Raw genomic sequence first — 14,980 nt, 5'->3', positions numbered from 1 at the left:
GAGATAAACTCGGACGCTGCAATCCGACGGACGCCCTATTCCTACCTGCCGTCTACCGCGCGCTTTACCTGTTTGTATTCGGGTGTCTCTGCAAGCGGTGTCTTGTCCTTACTCCAGTCTGGCACGTGCTTCGGGTTTTTTGCGAGGGCCTTCTCGTAGCATTCCAGCACCTCAATGGGCGTCATGCCCATCTTATTTAGAACCCAGCCCTTGTTTGCCCATGCCCTGGCGTACTTTGGGTCAATCTCCAGTGCCCTGTCGAAGCAGTTTATGGCCTCCTGGTACCTGCCCATGCTGGCAAGGGCATAGCCCTTGCCATTCCATGCATGTGTGTACTTTGGGTTAATCTCCAGCGCCCTGTCGTAGTATTTAATGGCCTCCTGATACCTGCCCATCCTGCGCGTGACAAGACCCTTGTTGCACCACGCAGGGGCATACTTTGTGTCAATCTCCAGCACCCTGTCGTAGCAGTCCATCGCCTCCTGATACCTGCCCAGCCCGCTCAGGGCAGCACCCTTGGTGTTCCATGCCTTGACGTACTTTGGGTCAATCTCCAGTGCCCTGTCGAAGCAGTTAATGGCCTCCTGATACCTGCCTGCCCTGAGTAAATTAGTACCCTTGTTGTACCATTCCGCAGTACTATCCGCGCGGGCTGTGAGGGGGCATGTTAGGATAACGGCCATTATTGCGGTGAGGATTAAATACCCGACGGGACGAAATTTGATGTGCATTGTTACCTCCCCCAATTGTTAATTTGCTGTCATTCTGAGCGTTAGCGAAGAATCTATTTTTGTAGGGACAGCCCTTGTGGCTGTCTGCGGACAGGGATGAGCCCTGTCCCTACATTAGTTTCACCCCCACAGAATGTCAAGTCAATCTACACGGTAGACAACGAGGTTTCATTCGTTGAAAAGGGGATGCCCTACAAACACCAATTGTAGTGGCAGAGTAGGGGCAGGTCTTGCGCCTGCCCTGTTTGGGCGACCGCAAGAGTTGCCCCTACGAACGTCGAGCAAGCTCGACCACTACATAGTTTTAAGATTGTAGCGGCAGAGTTTACTCTGCTTAAGACTGTCGTATTTAACAGCCTAACAAGTAGGACTCAATCAACCCTGACGAAGTCGGCCTCTCTCTTTAATAAATCTATCCGCTCTATCCTGACCCGTATTTCGTCGCCTATACGGTAGACGTTGCCCCGCCTGCCGACCATTGCCATTCTCTTCCTGTCCAGCTTATAGAAATCATCGGCGAGGTTGCGGACATGTATCAGCCCGTCCAGCAGGAACTCCTTTAGCTGGACGAAGAGCCCGAATTCTTCCACCCCGGTGATTACCCCGTCCATGACTTCTTCACGCCTGCCCTCCAGGTAGCGGAGGAGTTTTAGTTTTGTTATCTCGCGTTCCGCTTCCTCGGCCCTCCTCTCGGTAGAGGAGCAGTGGCTGGCCCAGTCTTCAAGGTTATGTTCCCACCGGCCCTGTATTTCTTTGGGACTGTGCCCGGCGGAAAGGTATTCATCCAGCATCCTGTGCACCATAAGGTCGGGGTAGCGCCTGATTGGGGAAGTGAAATGGGTATAAAACTCCATAGCCAGGCCGAAATGCGGGCCCCAGACGCTCGAGTACTCGGCGCGCTTGAGTGACCTTAACAGCGCGAGGTTGACGGTGTAGGCCTCCGGCTTTCCCTGTATTCCATTCAAAAGCTTCTGGAGGTCGCCTTTTTTGAGCGGGTTGAGTTTTAGCCCCTCCAGCTGGTTGACAAACTCGGCAAACTCCCACAGCTCCTCCTTATCCGGTTCCGGGTGGACTCTATAAAAAGAAGGCAGCTTTTTCTCGTGCAGGAACCTTGCCACCGCCTCATTGGCGGCCAGCATGAACTCTTCGATAAGCTTGTGAGAAATGTCTCTTTCTGTCTTTTCAACGCTTGCCACCCTGCCTTCTTCGTCAAGCCTCAGCGAGACCTCCGGCAGGTCCAGTTCGAGCGCTCCCCGCTCTATCCTCTTGGCCAGAAGTTTTTCGGCAAGTTCAGCCATTAGGCGGTGCATCTCCCCGAATTCCTTTGAAGTTCCTTCCGGCACAACCTTGTCTTTGTCGATGATGAGCACCGATTCTTTATAGGCAAATCTTTTCGTGACGTTTATTATGGTGTGCTTTATCTGTGACGATAGCAACCTGCCTTCCGGGCTGTATTCTAACAAAACACTCTTGGTGAGCCTGTCCTCACCCTCCCTCAGACTACAGACCCCTTCGGAAAGTGGTGTGGGGAGCATTGGGACGACCTGCCCCGGGAAGTATACGCTGGTGCCCCTCTTTCTTGCCTCCGTGTCGAGCGCGGAACCGGGCCTGACATAGAATGATACGTCGGCGACATGCACGCCCAGGTGCCAGTTACCCTTACGGTCCTTCTTGATAGACACGGCGTCATCGAAATCTCTTGCGTCTTCCGGGTCTATGGTGATTATCCGCTCTTTTCGGAGGTCCAGCCTGCGCCGGCACTCATCCGCCGGTATCTTTTGTGATACGTCATCTGCCACGGCCTCGACCTCCGGCTTGAACTTGTGGGGGAGCTGGAACCGGTGTACTACACAGAGCACGTCTACCACCGGGTCGCCGTCTTGTCCCAGCACTTCGACGATCGTCCCCTCAGGCGCGAGGTGTCTGGAGGGCCACTGTGTGACCTGGGTAAGCACCTTCTGCCCGACCTGTGCGCCGGCCGAGTCTGCGTCCGCCACGTATATGTCTCTGAACAGGCGGGGGTTGTCCGGCACCACATGGCCCAGCCGCTTTGTCTTCCCAAAGGTGCCGATTATTGTCTCGTTAACGTGTTCAAGCACGTTTACTATCTGGCCGGAAGCGGACCTTCCGCTCCAGCCGCGGCTGCGGCCGCGGCCCCGTCCACGGCCCCGCCCACGGGTAAAAGTTTGCGTGGCGGTTGCCTTGGGCAGACGTACTACGACCGTGTCACCGTGCATCGCCTCACCCATCTCCTGTCCCCCGACGTGGACGTCAGGGCCACCGTCTTTTAGTGGGACCACGAATCCGAAACCCCTGGGGTTGCATTTAAGTGTGCCAACCATCAGGTTTAACTTTGAGGGGATGGCATACTGTTTCTGCTTTATCTGGACTACATCGCCCTGTAGTTCCATGCCGCGCAGGAGACGGCGAAAGGCGTCCTGCTCTTCGTCTGGAATCCTGAAATGCGCGGCCAACTCTCCGGCATTCATAGGACGGTAGCGTCTACTTCTCAGTAATTTAATTATGCTGTTGGCTTCTGTCATTATACGGTGGCTACAGGCTGTAAGTGCCTTCCTTTATCGCCCCCCCGGCTCCCCCGTGAACGGGAATGGTATATCCAGAAGAGTGCGCGGTATACAGGGTTACGTGGTGGGGCGGGGGTGAAGACCGGCACGCTTGACTATCTCAGGAACGACCTCTTCCCACTCGATAGCCATTATGTGAATGCCGGCTATGCCCTCTATCTGTTTGAGTTGTTCTATTATGTCCAGGCAGATTTGTATGCCTTCTTCTTTAGTGTTTTTCTCCTTCATGCGGTCTATAATCTCATCGGGGACGTCCATACCCGGCACGTTTTTTTTCATATACCTTGCCATGCCCAGGGACTTCAGGGGAGACACCCCCGCCAGTATAAACGCCTTCTTGTGGAGTCCAAGTTCACGGACGGCCTTCATCCACTCCGCAAATTTCTCTACGTTGTAGACTAGCTGTGTCTGGAGGAACTCCGCCCCCGCGGCTATCTTTTTCCCCAGACGGCGCGCCCTCATATCAACGGGGCCGGCAAAGGGGTTTTCAACCGCGCCGATGAAGAACCTGGGTTCTACGGCTATCTCGGTACCGGACTGCAGTTTCTTTTCATCCCGCATGGTTTTTACCATGTGGATAAGTTGTACGGAATCCAGGTCAAATACGGGTTTTGCGGCGGGATGGTCGCCGAATTTTGTATGGTCACCCGTGAGGCAGAGCAGGTTCTTCATACCAAGTGCCGCCGCGCCCAGGAGGTCGCTCTGTATTCCGATGCGGTTGCGGTCGCGGCAGGTCATCTGGATAATGGGCTCAAGGCCGGCCTCCATGAGTATGACCCCTGAGGCTATACTGGACAGCCTTACCACAGAGGTCTGGCAGTCCGTAATGTTAAAGGCGTCGGCGTGACCCTTAAGGAGGGCCGCTTTTTTTTCTATAACGGTCCTGTCGGCTCCCCTGGGAGGACCGAGTTCGGCCGTTACCACAAATTTACCTGCCCTGAGCAGTTTTTCCAGGTTGCTGCCTGTCGTCATTTAAAACCCTCTACAGTATCTCATGTCAGAGTCTGTAACGTTGTAACCTGTTAAGAATCCCGTTCTTCCTTCTTTACCCGGGCATGCTCCAGCGTAAGGTTTGCCGGGCGCACCGACCAGTCCTTTGGCGGTACGAACCTGTCTATTTCCTCCTTAGCGCCCCGGGCCTCTGAGCGGTCGTATATCTGCTGCCATACACAGGGGATTTCCGGGTCAACCTCGCAGTTGCCGTCCTGAGAGCCGCCACAGGGACCGTTGAGAAGGCTCTTCGCGCAGCGGCTCAACGGGCAGTAGCCGCCGTTCTCCCCGATGATGCAGTCTCCACAGCCAACGCAGCGCTTCCAGTAAAGCCCCGGCTCTATTGTAGCCCCCATAAACACCACATCTACCCCGGGGGTGACCTCTGTCCCGGGATACCGCTCCGCAAGGCACTGCGCCCCCACACCGCATGCAAGCGATATGGCGGCATCGCAGCCCTCAATCTCTTTATTAATCTCATCCAGGAATTCCGGCTCGCACTGCCTGAGCGTCGTGTCCTCTTTCAGCTCAAGGTTCAGGCCTTCCTTCCTGGCCCATACACGCAGCACGGCGGCGAGTTCGGCGACCTGTTTCTCTCCACCTACCGGGCGTACCGTTACACAACCACCACATCCGACAACGGCCACCTTCTTGCGGCCTCTTATGCGTTCTTTTATGTATTCCAGGGATTTAGGCTTAGCTACTATCATCTCGTTACACCTCTCAAAAGACGAATTCTCTAGATTATATGTGGCTTACAGGCACCGTCAACCAGACTTAAAGACAGGACCAATCTCTTTCAGTTCTCTCGACATCTCATCCGCGGCCTTGAAGAACTCCTCTGAGGGAGACGGGGAAATCCACTGGAATCTCTGTGGTTCCAGTCCTATGTCCAGGAGGAGCTTTGCCGAACGGTCAAACCTCCTTTTTGCCCACTCATGTCCGGTTTGATACGGGCACTCCCCCGGCGAGCAGACCGCCGCTATGACGCCGTCGGCGCCCATTTCCACCGCCTTTATGATGAGAAGCGGGTCCATCTTCCCTATACAAGAGACCGGCACTGTTTTTACATTAGTCTTTGCCTGGTCTAATCTTGATGCCAGGTCCCAGCATTGAGGGTCAAACTGGCAGAGGAACACAATAATCCTCGGGCCACGTTCCGGCCCGGAAAAGCCCTCTATAGCCCTTTCGAGGGTGGTAACGCCCTGGTCCTCGTAAGGGTCAGTGAGTTTTATGGCGTTGGCGGGACATTCTACCACACATATGCCGCAGGACTGACAGTCAACGCCTATCTTTGCATTCTTTTCCACCCTGTTCAGTACCGGCACGTCATACGGGCATACCCTCACACACGTCAGACAGGCCGCACAGAGTTCCGGGTCTACCTCCGCACCCGCACCACAGTTTAGGCACCGCTGGGCCTCCATCATGGCCAATTCGCGGGAATACCCCCGTTCGACTTCGTTGAAGTCGCGTATCCTGTCATTTACCGGGAGCATGGGCATTTTTTTGCGGCTCGCCTTTTTTATAAGCCCTATCCTGTCAGAAGAGAGGTCCTCAATTGGCTCAAGCTCTTCCGGTACGTGTAGTTCTTCGTTTCTGAGATAACAGTGTATGGCGAGGGCCGCCCTTCTGGCGTAGGCGATTGCCTCTATAAGGGTTCCGCTCAGGCCCACGATGTCGCCGCAGGCAAAGACCCCGGGCTTGGAGGTGGCCTGTGAAATGGGGTCTACCTTTAGTATCTTCCTCTTGTTCAGCTCAAAACCCTGACTGCCTTCCAGGAAGCTCATATCAGGGGCCTGACCCACAGCCAGGATGAGGTTGTCGCATTCTATAATGCGTTCTGTATCTGGAATATAGGTGGGGTTAAACCGGCCCTCAGAGTCATAGACAGAGCTTACCTCTATCACCTCCAGACCCGTGACCCGGCCATCCTGACCCACCACCCTCTTGGGGCCCCAGGAGGTGTTCATGATGATCCCTTCCTCCTTAGCATCCATAACGTCGCTCATCCAGGCAGGCATCTCCTCCTTGGGGTTGTCGGGTCTACAGCCCTTCATGGCCTCCAGACACACCAGCTGCACCTCCCTGGTGGAGTTTAATCTCAGTGCCGCCCTGGCTACATCGGTAGCCACGCATCCCCCTCCGACGACTACCACCTTCTGACTTAAAGTAACCTCTCTGCCAGCCGCTATGTCCACCAAGAAGTCCAATCCCAATAAAACCCCTGACAACTCTACCCCCGGGATTGGGACAGCTCTCCCCTTCTGGAACCCCACCGCGATAAGGACCGCGTCGAACTCCTCCTTGAGCTGGTCAATACTGAAGTCCTTTCCACAGACCTGATTAAGTTCCAGCCCTATGCCCAGAGAGAGTATGGATTCCACATCCTTCTCCACCGCTTTTCTGTCCAGCCTGTAGAAGGGCAGTGCATTGGCAGGCATACCACCGGGGATGCTGCCAGCCTCATAGAGTTTTACCTGATAACCCATGAGGGCCAGGTCATTCGCGGCTGTGAGCCCGGCAGGGCCGGCTCCGATAATGGCTATCCTCTCCTTGTATTGAGTCGCAGGTTCTTTAAACTGTGGACTAAAATGCTTATCGGAAAGGAATCTTTTCAGCCACGCGATGGCTATGGGTTCATCTACGGCTGAGCGCCGGCATGCGTCCTCACAGCGCCGTGTGCAAATACGGCCGCATGACGCGGGAAAGGTATTCTTGGACCTGACCAGTTGGAAGGCGTCTTCGAACCTTCCCCTGGCAATAAGTTGCACATAGTCTCTGGCGTCTTGATTAATGGGGCATGCTGCGATACACGGGGCTTCCCCTTTTACATTTGTGCTACTCACCCTTGCTCCTTCCAGGTCATAGCGCCTATAGTGCCACGGTTAAAATAATAAATAGTTCCCCAGCTTTTTCCATAGTAAGCTTGTACAGCTGGAGAACAGGAGTGAGTTGGGGGCAGGGGATGTGGAAGGGCCGCGCAACAAAGGGCGCTAAAAAGCAAAGGCCCTTCCCCTAACCAGCGAAATAATTATTAGCAAGAACAAAAACCGCGTCTCTGACTAGATAAGTGCAAATATCATTACAAGGAAGGCAGCCACTATAAGTATACCGCCTATACCAAATAAGACCAATGACCAGGTCAAATAGGTCTTCAGTACCCTTATCACTGCCGTAATTTGCGCGGTAGAAAGTGTTGCACCTGGCTCTATTTCGAGTGTTCTAAAGGGTGCCGCGCCCACAAATCCTGCAATAAATACCAACAGACCGCCAACTGCACCTATGATTGCAACAATGACAAGCATTGACATCTGACATTCCCCCTTCTGGAGTCCGGTTTCTAATTTTGCCTCTGTGCAGGCGAGACGCCGTACACGCTAGAACCACTCAATCGAAGAAACGGCCTTATACTAAATGCTTATACTCGCTGTAAGGATTAAGAATGCAGTAAACATAAAACAGAATTTTTTTATTTTCAACATCCAGGGTGGAATGCACAAACCATCAAGCATTCCAACTGGCCAGACCCTACTAATGCCTTAAGATGACTCAAGATACATATAATACCTTCACTCCTAGAGTGTGCCGCACAACTATATTATGAAAGGACTTACTTGTCAAGAAAAAAAGGTACCCCCTTTGACAAACATTGTTGTAATAATTAGAATATGTCTGAAAATGGAAAACCCGGAACTGTTTAGAAGATATTTGACGGGCTTTGAGCCAGCGCAAGTAACGTATTCAACAACAGACGTGCTGGTAATCGGGAGCGGTGCGGCCGGGCTGATTGCCGCCATGGAGGCCTCCAGGGCGGGCCGGGTCCTCATAGTCTCTAAGGACAAGCTTGGTGAGAACAATACTATGCGGGCCCAGGGAGGCGTTGCTGCGGTGCTGGGCCGCGAAGACAGCTTCGAGAGCCATATAAACGATACCCTGGAGGCGGGACAGGGCCTGTGTGAACCCGCTGTAGTGGAAGAGGTAATAAAGGAAGGTCCCCGCAGTATAGAGGCGCTTGCGGGTCTCGGGACGTGTTTTGACCGCGAGGACGGCCAGCTGGCTTTAACGATAGAGGGCGGCCACAGCCACCCCAGAGTACTACATGGCAAGGGCGACTCCACGGGCATGGTATTGGAAGAGGCGCTGATAAATTCTATACAGAAATGCGACAACATAAACGTCTTGGAACACTACTTCGTGATAGACATGTTGACGGTGGATGGAAGGTGTTGTGGCGCTATAGTGTGGCACAGGCGCAAGGGCAAAAGCGTAGTATGGGCCAAAGAAACCATATTGGCTACCGGGGGATGCGGCCAGCTGTATCGCGAGACGACCAATTCCGAGATAGCCACCGGTGACGGTATGGCCATGGCATACAGGGCCGGGGCCACGCTGCAGGACCTGGAGTTCGTACAGTTTCATCCAACCACCCTTTACATTGCCGGCGCTGCGAGGTCCCTCGCGACAGAGGCCCTCAGGGGAGAAGGCGCCATACTTATAAATAAAGACGGTGAACGTTTTATGCCAAAATATCACCCCATGGCAGAACTTGCACCCAGAGACGTGGTCAGCCGCAGCATACTGCATGAGATGCGGTCCACAGAACACACCCATGTATACCTCGACGTGAGACATATACCAAAAGACAGGTTGAAGGCGCGTTTTCCCGGGATATGGTCTACCTGTTCCTCTTTTCATATGGATATCTCAAAAGAGGCCATCCCGGTAAGGCCCACCGCCCACTATATGATTGGCGGCGTTAAGACAGACATGAAAGGCCGCACGGATGTCGAACACCTGTACGCCTGCGGAGAGACTGTTTCGACAGGACTGCATGGCGCAAACCGTCTGGGTAGTAATTCGCTGCTTGAGTGTGTCGTGCATGGTAGCAGAACGGGTTGCGAGATTGCCGACTCTCTAAGGAGAACCAGTGGCGATACGCGGACTCACCCCATAAATATAGAGGTGAAGGCAAGAAGGCAGAGGGGGCTTAATCTGGGTGACATAAGATATGCACTTAAGAGCCTGATGTGGAGAGACGTTGGGCTTGAGAGAGACGAGAGACATCTCAAAGACGCAATCGAGGAACTTAGTCACTGGTCGGAATATATCATGGATAAAGATTTCCACTCCCCTTACGGGTGGGAACTGCAAAACATGCTTCTCCTGTCAAGACTCATAGCATGTAGCGCCAGGGAGCGGAAGGAAACAAGGGGCGTACACTATCGCCGTGATTTTCCTGACCGTAACGACAGGGAATGGAAGAGGCACATTTCCGTCAGGCGCGGAGACTCATAGCTTTATTTATCGTATCTTCCGACTATTAGAGTAACGTTGTGCCCGCCAAAACCGAATGAGTTGGACATGGCTACGTCTACCGTTGCCTCCCTGGCTGTTTTGGTCACGAGGTCCAGTTCAGAACACTCTGGGTCCGGGTGTTCACAGTTGATTGTAGGTGGAATAACGCCCTCTTTGATAGCCAGGGTACAAATAATTAGTTCCACGGAGCCTGCGGCGCCAAGCAGATGGCCCATCATGGACTTTGTGGAGCTTACGGGGACCTTTTTTGCAAAGTTGTTAAAGACCTTGACCGTGGAGGTGGCTTCTATCTCGTCCCCCAGCGGTGTGGACGTGGCGTGAGCGTTTATGTACATTACGTCTTCGGGTGTAAGCTGCGCGTCCTTCAGCGCAGTCTCCATGGCATAGATTGCGCCCCTGCCATTCGGGTCCGGCGCTGCCATGTGAGTACCGTCAGCGCTGAGACCGTAGCCCAGAACCTCAGCGTATATATGTGCCCCCCTTTTTCTCGCGTGCTCCAGTTCTTCGAGTATTAACACGCCCGACCCCTCTGCCAGCACAAAGCCGTCACGGTCCCTGTCAAAGGGTCTTGAAGCGGCCTGCGGGTCGCTGTTACGCGTTGAAAGGGCCTTCATTGTGCTGAAGGCGGCTACACCAAGGGGGGTTATAACCGCCTCGCTTCCACCGGAGATAACGACGTCCACTTCTCCCCTCTGCAGCAGTCTGAATGCCTCTCCAATGGCGTGGGCCCCTGTAGCACAGGCACTAACTACACCCAGGTTTGGGCCGCGGAGACCGTAGTGTATGGCTACGTAGCCTGGAGCCGCGTTTATCATCAGCTTCGTGATCATGAATGGTGAGATTCTTGAGGGGCCGCGTTTGAGTAAAACAGTGTGCTGGCCTTCAATTTCCTGGAGGCCGCCCATGCCTGAGCCGATGATGACTCCTATCCTGTTTGGATCTTCTTTCGCGAAATCGAGGTCGGAGTCATCGACTGCCATCCTGGCGGCAGCGAAGGCGTACCGCACAAAGGGGTCTAATCTGCGGGCTTGTTTCCGGTCAAGCCAGATATTGGGGTCAAAATCCTGTATCTCACCGGCAAAGTGGACCTCAAAGTCCGTGGTGTCAAAACCCGTAATGGTTTTTACGCCACTTTTGCCCTGGCTGACGTTCGACCAAAATGTTTTAGTGTCACAACCTACGGGGGTAACCGTACCCAGACCGGTTATTACTACCCTCTTCCCCGGCATCTATTTTTCTCGCTTTTCGATGTAATCAATAGCATCCCCCACCGTTTGAATTTTTTCCGCCTCTTCATCGGGGATGTTCATATCGAAGGCGTCTTCAAACTCCATAATGAGTTCAACGGTGTCCAGGGAATCTGCACCAAGATCGTTTACAAAAGATGTTTTAGGGGTGACTTTCTGGGAATCTACCCCCATCTGCTTACTTACTAATTCAATTACTCTCTCTGCCACAGATGGCACGCCGCGTTCCTCCCTGAAACAAGGCCTTTTGGTATAATGTCTGTCTTTAAAGGGACATACTATAATCGATGTAAATAGGCATGTCAAGAACATCTATGTAGACAAGTTGTAAATGATTGTGGAACAGGTTCATAGCGGCAATTCAGTGCAATAGAATATGAGACTGCTACCCGGGAAGGCATTTTGACGTCCTGAACCTATTATTTTGTAGGCCCCCAGGGGTTCGCAGGACACTTCATAGTCAGCCCTTGCATTAACCCCAAGGACGCAGCCGTCTCCTTTCCGGTCTATACAAGTGCCGCTGGCCGTTCCACTTAAGTCACTAATCTCAAATCTGGCAGGGACCTTCTTGCCGGTTGCTGTATCTTCCAGCCAACATTTTACGTAGAGCCCGCCGCCTCCACACCCCGCACAAGATAGTTGCACAAAAAGGGCAAGGGCCGTCAGGCAGATTAATCTTGCGACTGCCTGTCTCCTCATAACGTCCTCCGTTCCGAAGTCTGACCGTTCAAATCCTGAACCGCCCCCCATACGTTAGTTTCTAAACCTCTACATCTCAGGGCAAACTTATGAAAGTGTTTCGGAGACTCCAATCCTCCCTGATACTTGATAACAACAACAATTACCCACCCGCGACCGCAGCCAGAGAATTTACTGAGTCGATAGTTATGATCCTTTTATTCTGGTCTATTCTGCGTAGTAGTCCGCTCAGCACCTTACCGGGGCCTACCTCGTAAAACTCATCTACACCGTCACTGAAAAGGTTTCTCATTGACTGGGTCCAGCGCACGGGGCTCACGATTTGGGCGACGAGCAAACTCTTGACCTCCCGGGGCTCTCTAACGTACGCCGCGTTTACGTTAGCGACCACAGGCACGTTTGCCACGGTTACGTTAAGCTTCTCGAGTTCCGATGCCAGCCTTGCCTGCGCCGGAGCCATAAACGGTGAGTGAAACGCGCCACCAACCTTGAGAGACACGGTCTTTGCGCCCTTACCCTTTGCGATACAGGCCGCCTCTTCTAACGCCCTGCTCTCTCCGGATATAACCACCTGGCCCGGACAGTTATAGTTGGCAACACAGACAATCCCGTGCGCCGAGGCCTCCTGGCAGACGGCCTCTACGTCTTCGTCTTCCAGCCCGAGTACGGCCGTCATACCGGCCGGGACGTTGGCCGTGGCCTCCTGCATGTACTTACCTCTCTTGTGAACGATTCCAACCGCATCTTCCAGACAAATCGCCCCTGCAAATACCAGTGCAGTGTATTCACCCAGACTGTGGCCACACGCGGCGTGGCATGCCGTAACCTCGGGGCCTTTTATAGATTTCAACACCTCCAGTATGGCGATGCTTGTTACCAGGATGGCGGGTTGTGCAATGAAGGTTTTTGAGAGCTCGGTTTCTTCGCCCTCGAAACACATCCGGGCGAGGTCAAAGCCGAGAACGTCGTTGGCTCGCTGGTATATATTTCTTGCCTCTGCGAATTGCTCAAAGAAGTCTTTGCCCATGCCAACGTGTTGGGCACCCTGACCAGGAAAGAGGAAGGCCCTTTTGGTCATTCCTACCATTTAATTATGGAGGAACTCCAGGTCAACCCGCCGCCAAACGCGGCCAGGAGGACGAGGTCTCCACGTTTTAGCCTTCCAGACTTTTTCACTTCGTCCAGGGCAATGGGGATGGATGCGGAGGACGTATTTCCGTATTTGTCGATATTGAAGAACATCTTCTCCGGCGGGATTTTCAGCCGTTCCATGGTGGCTTCGATGATGCGGAAATTGCTCTGGTGGAGTATAAACAGGCTGAAGTCGTCGACATTATAATCTGAAGAGTCGATGGTCTTTCTCATAACCTTGGTGAGGTTACTTATCGCGAGCTTAAACACTTCCCTTCCACGGAACTTTATGTAGTGGAGTCTTTCTTTTATGCTTTTCGAGCTGGTGGGTATCTTTGACCCGCCGGCGGGCAGCGTTAGTACGTCGGTGTGTTTGCCGTCTGCGCCAAGATGGGTCGATATAACCTCGGAGGAAAACCGCCTGCTCGCCCTTTGCAGCAAAACCGCCCCTGCCCCGTCGCCGAACAAGATACAGGTAGTCCTGTCCGTATAATCCGTTACCTTCGAGAGACATTCCGCGCCGATAACCAGCACGTTGTTCGCCATCCCTGAACGGACGTAATTCTCTCCTATAGAAAGGGCGTATATAAACCCCGCGCATGCGGCAAGGACGTCAAAGGCCCCGGCGTTCTTTGCGCCGATATGACTTTGTACGTAACATGAGGTTGACGGGAAGAGGTTGTCCGGTGTAATGGTAGAAGTGATGATGAGTTCCACGTCTTTGGGAGAGACCTTGGCGTCTTTCAGGGCCTTCATGGCGGCCCTGGATGCAAGGTCTGAGGAGGCCACCCCGTCTTCAACTATGCGGCGCTCTTTTATGCCGGTGCGTTTCATTATCCACTCATCACTGGTATCCACCATCTTTTCCAGGTCCTTATTTGTTAGCCTCTTCGGGGGGAGGTAAGAACCCATTCCTGCAATTTTAACGCGACATCTGCCGTTTCTTTTCATGTCATACCTTACAAGAAGAAATACCTTGTGTTAACGTTTTACCCCTCAGTGTTTATTCTACGACAGTGCTTTCGTTCTCATAAATGCCACATGCCTCCAGCTCGGAGACGATGTGGTTGTTTACGTGATTATTGCCAAACTGCAGCGCCTCCCTTATGGCGTTATGTATCGCCTTGGCATCCGACCTGCCGTGGCAGATGATGCAGATACCCTCTATTCCAAGTAAAGGGACCCCTCCGTACTCGGAATAGTCCATTCTGTTCCGCATCTTCTTGAGGGCGGGCTTCAAGAGTTTCAGCCCTATCTTTGTGCGTACTTCCCGCGCCGCCTCGGACCTCAGCACATGCATAAGGCTCTCGGCAAATCCTTCAGCAAACTTTATGAGCACGTTACCCATGAATCCGTCACAGACGACTATGTCAAATTTCCCCTCCAGGATGTCCAGGCCTTCCGAGTTGCCTATGAAATTCAGGTTCGTCCGGCGCAGCATGTCATAGGTCTCTTTGGCCAGGTCGTTTCCCTTGCTACGCTCAGTGCCAATATTAAGCAAACCAACCCGCGGCTCTTTAATCCCGAGGACGTATTTACTGAAAACCGAGGTCATTACCGCATATTGTGAGAGATGTAAGGGCTTACACTTGAGGTTGGCCCCTATGTCTGCTATGAGGCAGCCGTCATAACGCGTCGGGATAGTGGCGGCCAGGCAGGGTCTCTTCACCCCCTTAAGCATTCGTAAGCGCATGCTGCTGGCGGCTACTGCGGCGCCGGTGTTGCCTGCGCTGACAATTGCGTCAGCCTCTCCCTTTGCCACCAGCTCAACACAGCGGGTAATGGACGAATCGGCCTTCTTCCTGAGAGCGGCCACACCCGGCTCTTCCATACCCACTACTTGAGAAGCGTGCCTGATGGATACGTTATCCAGTTTGGTCAGAAAGTGGGGGGGGTAAGTTTTGATGAGCTTCTTCAACTCGGCCTCATTGCCGACAAGTATTATTTCATCCCCCTTGAACTTTTTTGCCGCCTGAACCGCCCCCTTGACTATTTCTTTGGGTGCCTTGTCACCGCCCATTGCATCTACTGCTATGCGCATGCTACACCCTTTCCACGGCGACGACCTGCCTGCCGTTGTAGTATCCGCAGTTGTGGCAGATTGCGTGAGACGTCTTTACCTGCTTGCATTGAGGACATATAAAACGTTTTGACAGGGTTCCGGAAGTACGCTGCAACCTCTGTGAACTCGGAATATTCGGGGTAAGAAGACTATCGTGAGAGCGTCTTTTACCCCTCCTGGATCCGCTATGTCTTCTTTTCGGATTAGGCATAAAAT

Annotated in this window: 13 protein-coding genes; 1 reads left to right on the top strand and 12 read right to left on the bottom strand. The window is 53.2% G+C overall.

The genetic code is table 11. From position 1 onward, the window contains the following. Positions 1-41: 41 nt before the first annotated feature. From NOU37_05660 to NOU37_05635, 6 genes are all read right to left on the bottom strand, one after another. Positions 42-731 (bottom strand): tetratricopeptide repeat protein, encoded by a 690-nt coding sequence (locus NOU37_05660; GenBank protein MCQ4574716.1) that lies wholly within the window; start codon positions 729-731, stop codon positions 42-44. 371 nt (positions 732-1,102) lie between these two features. Continuing rightward, positions 1,103-3,274, bottom strand: a complete 2,172-nt coding sequence (rnr, locus tag NOU37_05655; GenBank protein MCQ4574715.1) for a ribonuclease R — start codon at positions 3,272-3,274, stop codon at positions 1,103-1,105. Between the two features lie 99 nt (positions 3,275-3,373). Beyond that, positions 3,374-4,288 (bottom strand): methylenetetrahydrofolate reductase, encoded by a 915-nt coding sequence (locus NOU37_05650; GenBank protein MCQ4574714.1) that lies wholly within the window; start codon positions 4,286-4,288, stop codon positions 3,374-3,376. Between the two features lie 50 nt (positions 4,289-4,338). After that, positions 4,339-5,016 (bottom strand): methylenetetrahydrofolate reductase C-terminal domain-containing protein, encoded by a 678-nt coding sequence (locus tag NOU37_05645; protein MCQ4574713.1) that lies wholly within the window; start codon positions 5,014-5,016, stop codon positions 4,339-4,341. 57 nt (positions 5,017-5,073) lie between these two features. Further along, positions 5,074-7,155 (bottom strand): FAD-dependent oxidoreductase, encoded by a 2,082-nt coding sequence (locus NOU37_05640; GenBank protein ID MCQ4574712.1) that lies wholly within the window; start codon positions 7,153-7,155, stop codon positions 5,074-5,076. A gap of 216 nt (positions 7,156-7,371) precedes the next feature. Continuing rightward, positions 7,372-7,620 (bottom strand): hypothetical protein, encoded by a 249-nt coding sequence (locus NOU37_05635; protein MCQ4574711.1) that lies wholly within the window; start codon positions 7,618-7,620, stop codon positions 7,372-7,374. Between the two features lie 328 nt (positions 7,621-7,948). Between NOU37_05635 and nadB the strand changes: the two genes are divergently transcribed. Further along, entirely contained in the window at positions 7,949-9,604 is a 1,656-nt protein-coding gene (gene nadB / locus NOU37_05630) for an L-aspartate oxidase (protein MCQ4574710.1), read from the top strand. A 2-nt stretch (positions 9,605-9,606) separates the two neighbouring features. Here the strand turns inward: nadB and fabF are convergent, their stop codons facing one another. From fabF to plsX, 6 genes are all read right to left on the bottom strand, one after another. Then, positions 9,607-10,854 carry a beta-ketoacyl-ACP synthase II gene (gene fabF / locus NOU37_05625; protein MCQ4574709.1) on the bottom strand — a complete coding sequence of 416 codons (1,248 nt, stop codon included), beginning with the start codon at positions 10,852-10,854 and terminating at the stop codon, positions 9,607-9,609. Further along, positions 10,855-11,091 (bottom strand): acyl carrier protein, encoded by a 237-nt coding sequence (locus tag NOU37_05620; protein MCQ4574708.1) that lies wholly within the window; start codon positions 11,089-11,091, stop codon positions 10,855-10,857. It abuts the gene before it with no gap. A 129-nt stretch (positions 11,092-11,220) separates the two neighbouring features. Beyond that, a complete protein-coding gene (locus tag NOU37_05615) occupies positions 11,221-11,571 on the bottom strand; it encodes a hypothetical protein (GenBank protein MCQ4574707.1) in 351 nt (116 codons plus the stop codon). 142 nt (positions 11,572-11,713) lie between these two features. Beyond that, positions 11,714-12,649 (bottom strand): ACP S-malonyltransferase, encoded by a 936-nt coding sequence (fabD, locus tag NOU37_05610; protein MCQ4574706.1) that lies wholly within the window; start codon positions 12,647-12,649, stop codon positions 11,714-11,716. Positions 12,650-12,651: 2 nt separating this feature from the next. Then, positions 12,652-13,653, bottom strand: coding sequence for a ketoacyl-ACP synthase III (locus NOU37_05605; GenBank protein MCQ4574705.1), 1,002 nt, complete (start codon positions 13,651-13,653; stop codon positions 12,652-12,654). A 52-nt stretch (positions 13,654-13,705) separates the two neighbouring features. Then, entirely contained in the window at positions 13,706-14,743 is a 1,038-nt protein-coding gene (gene plsX, locus NOU37_05600) for a phosphate acyltransferase PlsX (GenBank protein ID MCQ4574704.1), read from the bottom strand. Positions 14,744-14,980: the final 237 nt, after the last annotated feature.

The sequence above is a fragment of the Candidatus Bathyanammoxibius amoris genome, from assembly GCA_024451685.1.
Lineage (GTDB): Bacteria > Planctomycetota > Brocadiia > Brocadiales > Bathyanammoxibiaceae > Bathyanammoxibius > Bathyanammoxibius amoris.
Note: the sequence above shows the minus strand (reverse complement) of the source record. Positions and strands in the feature narration are given on the sequence as shown.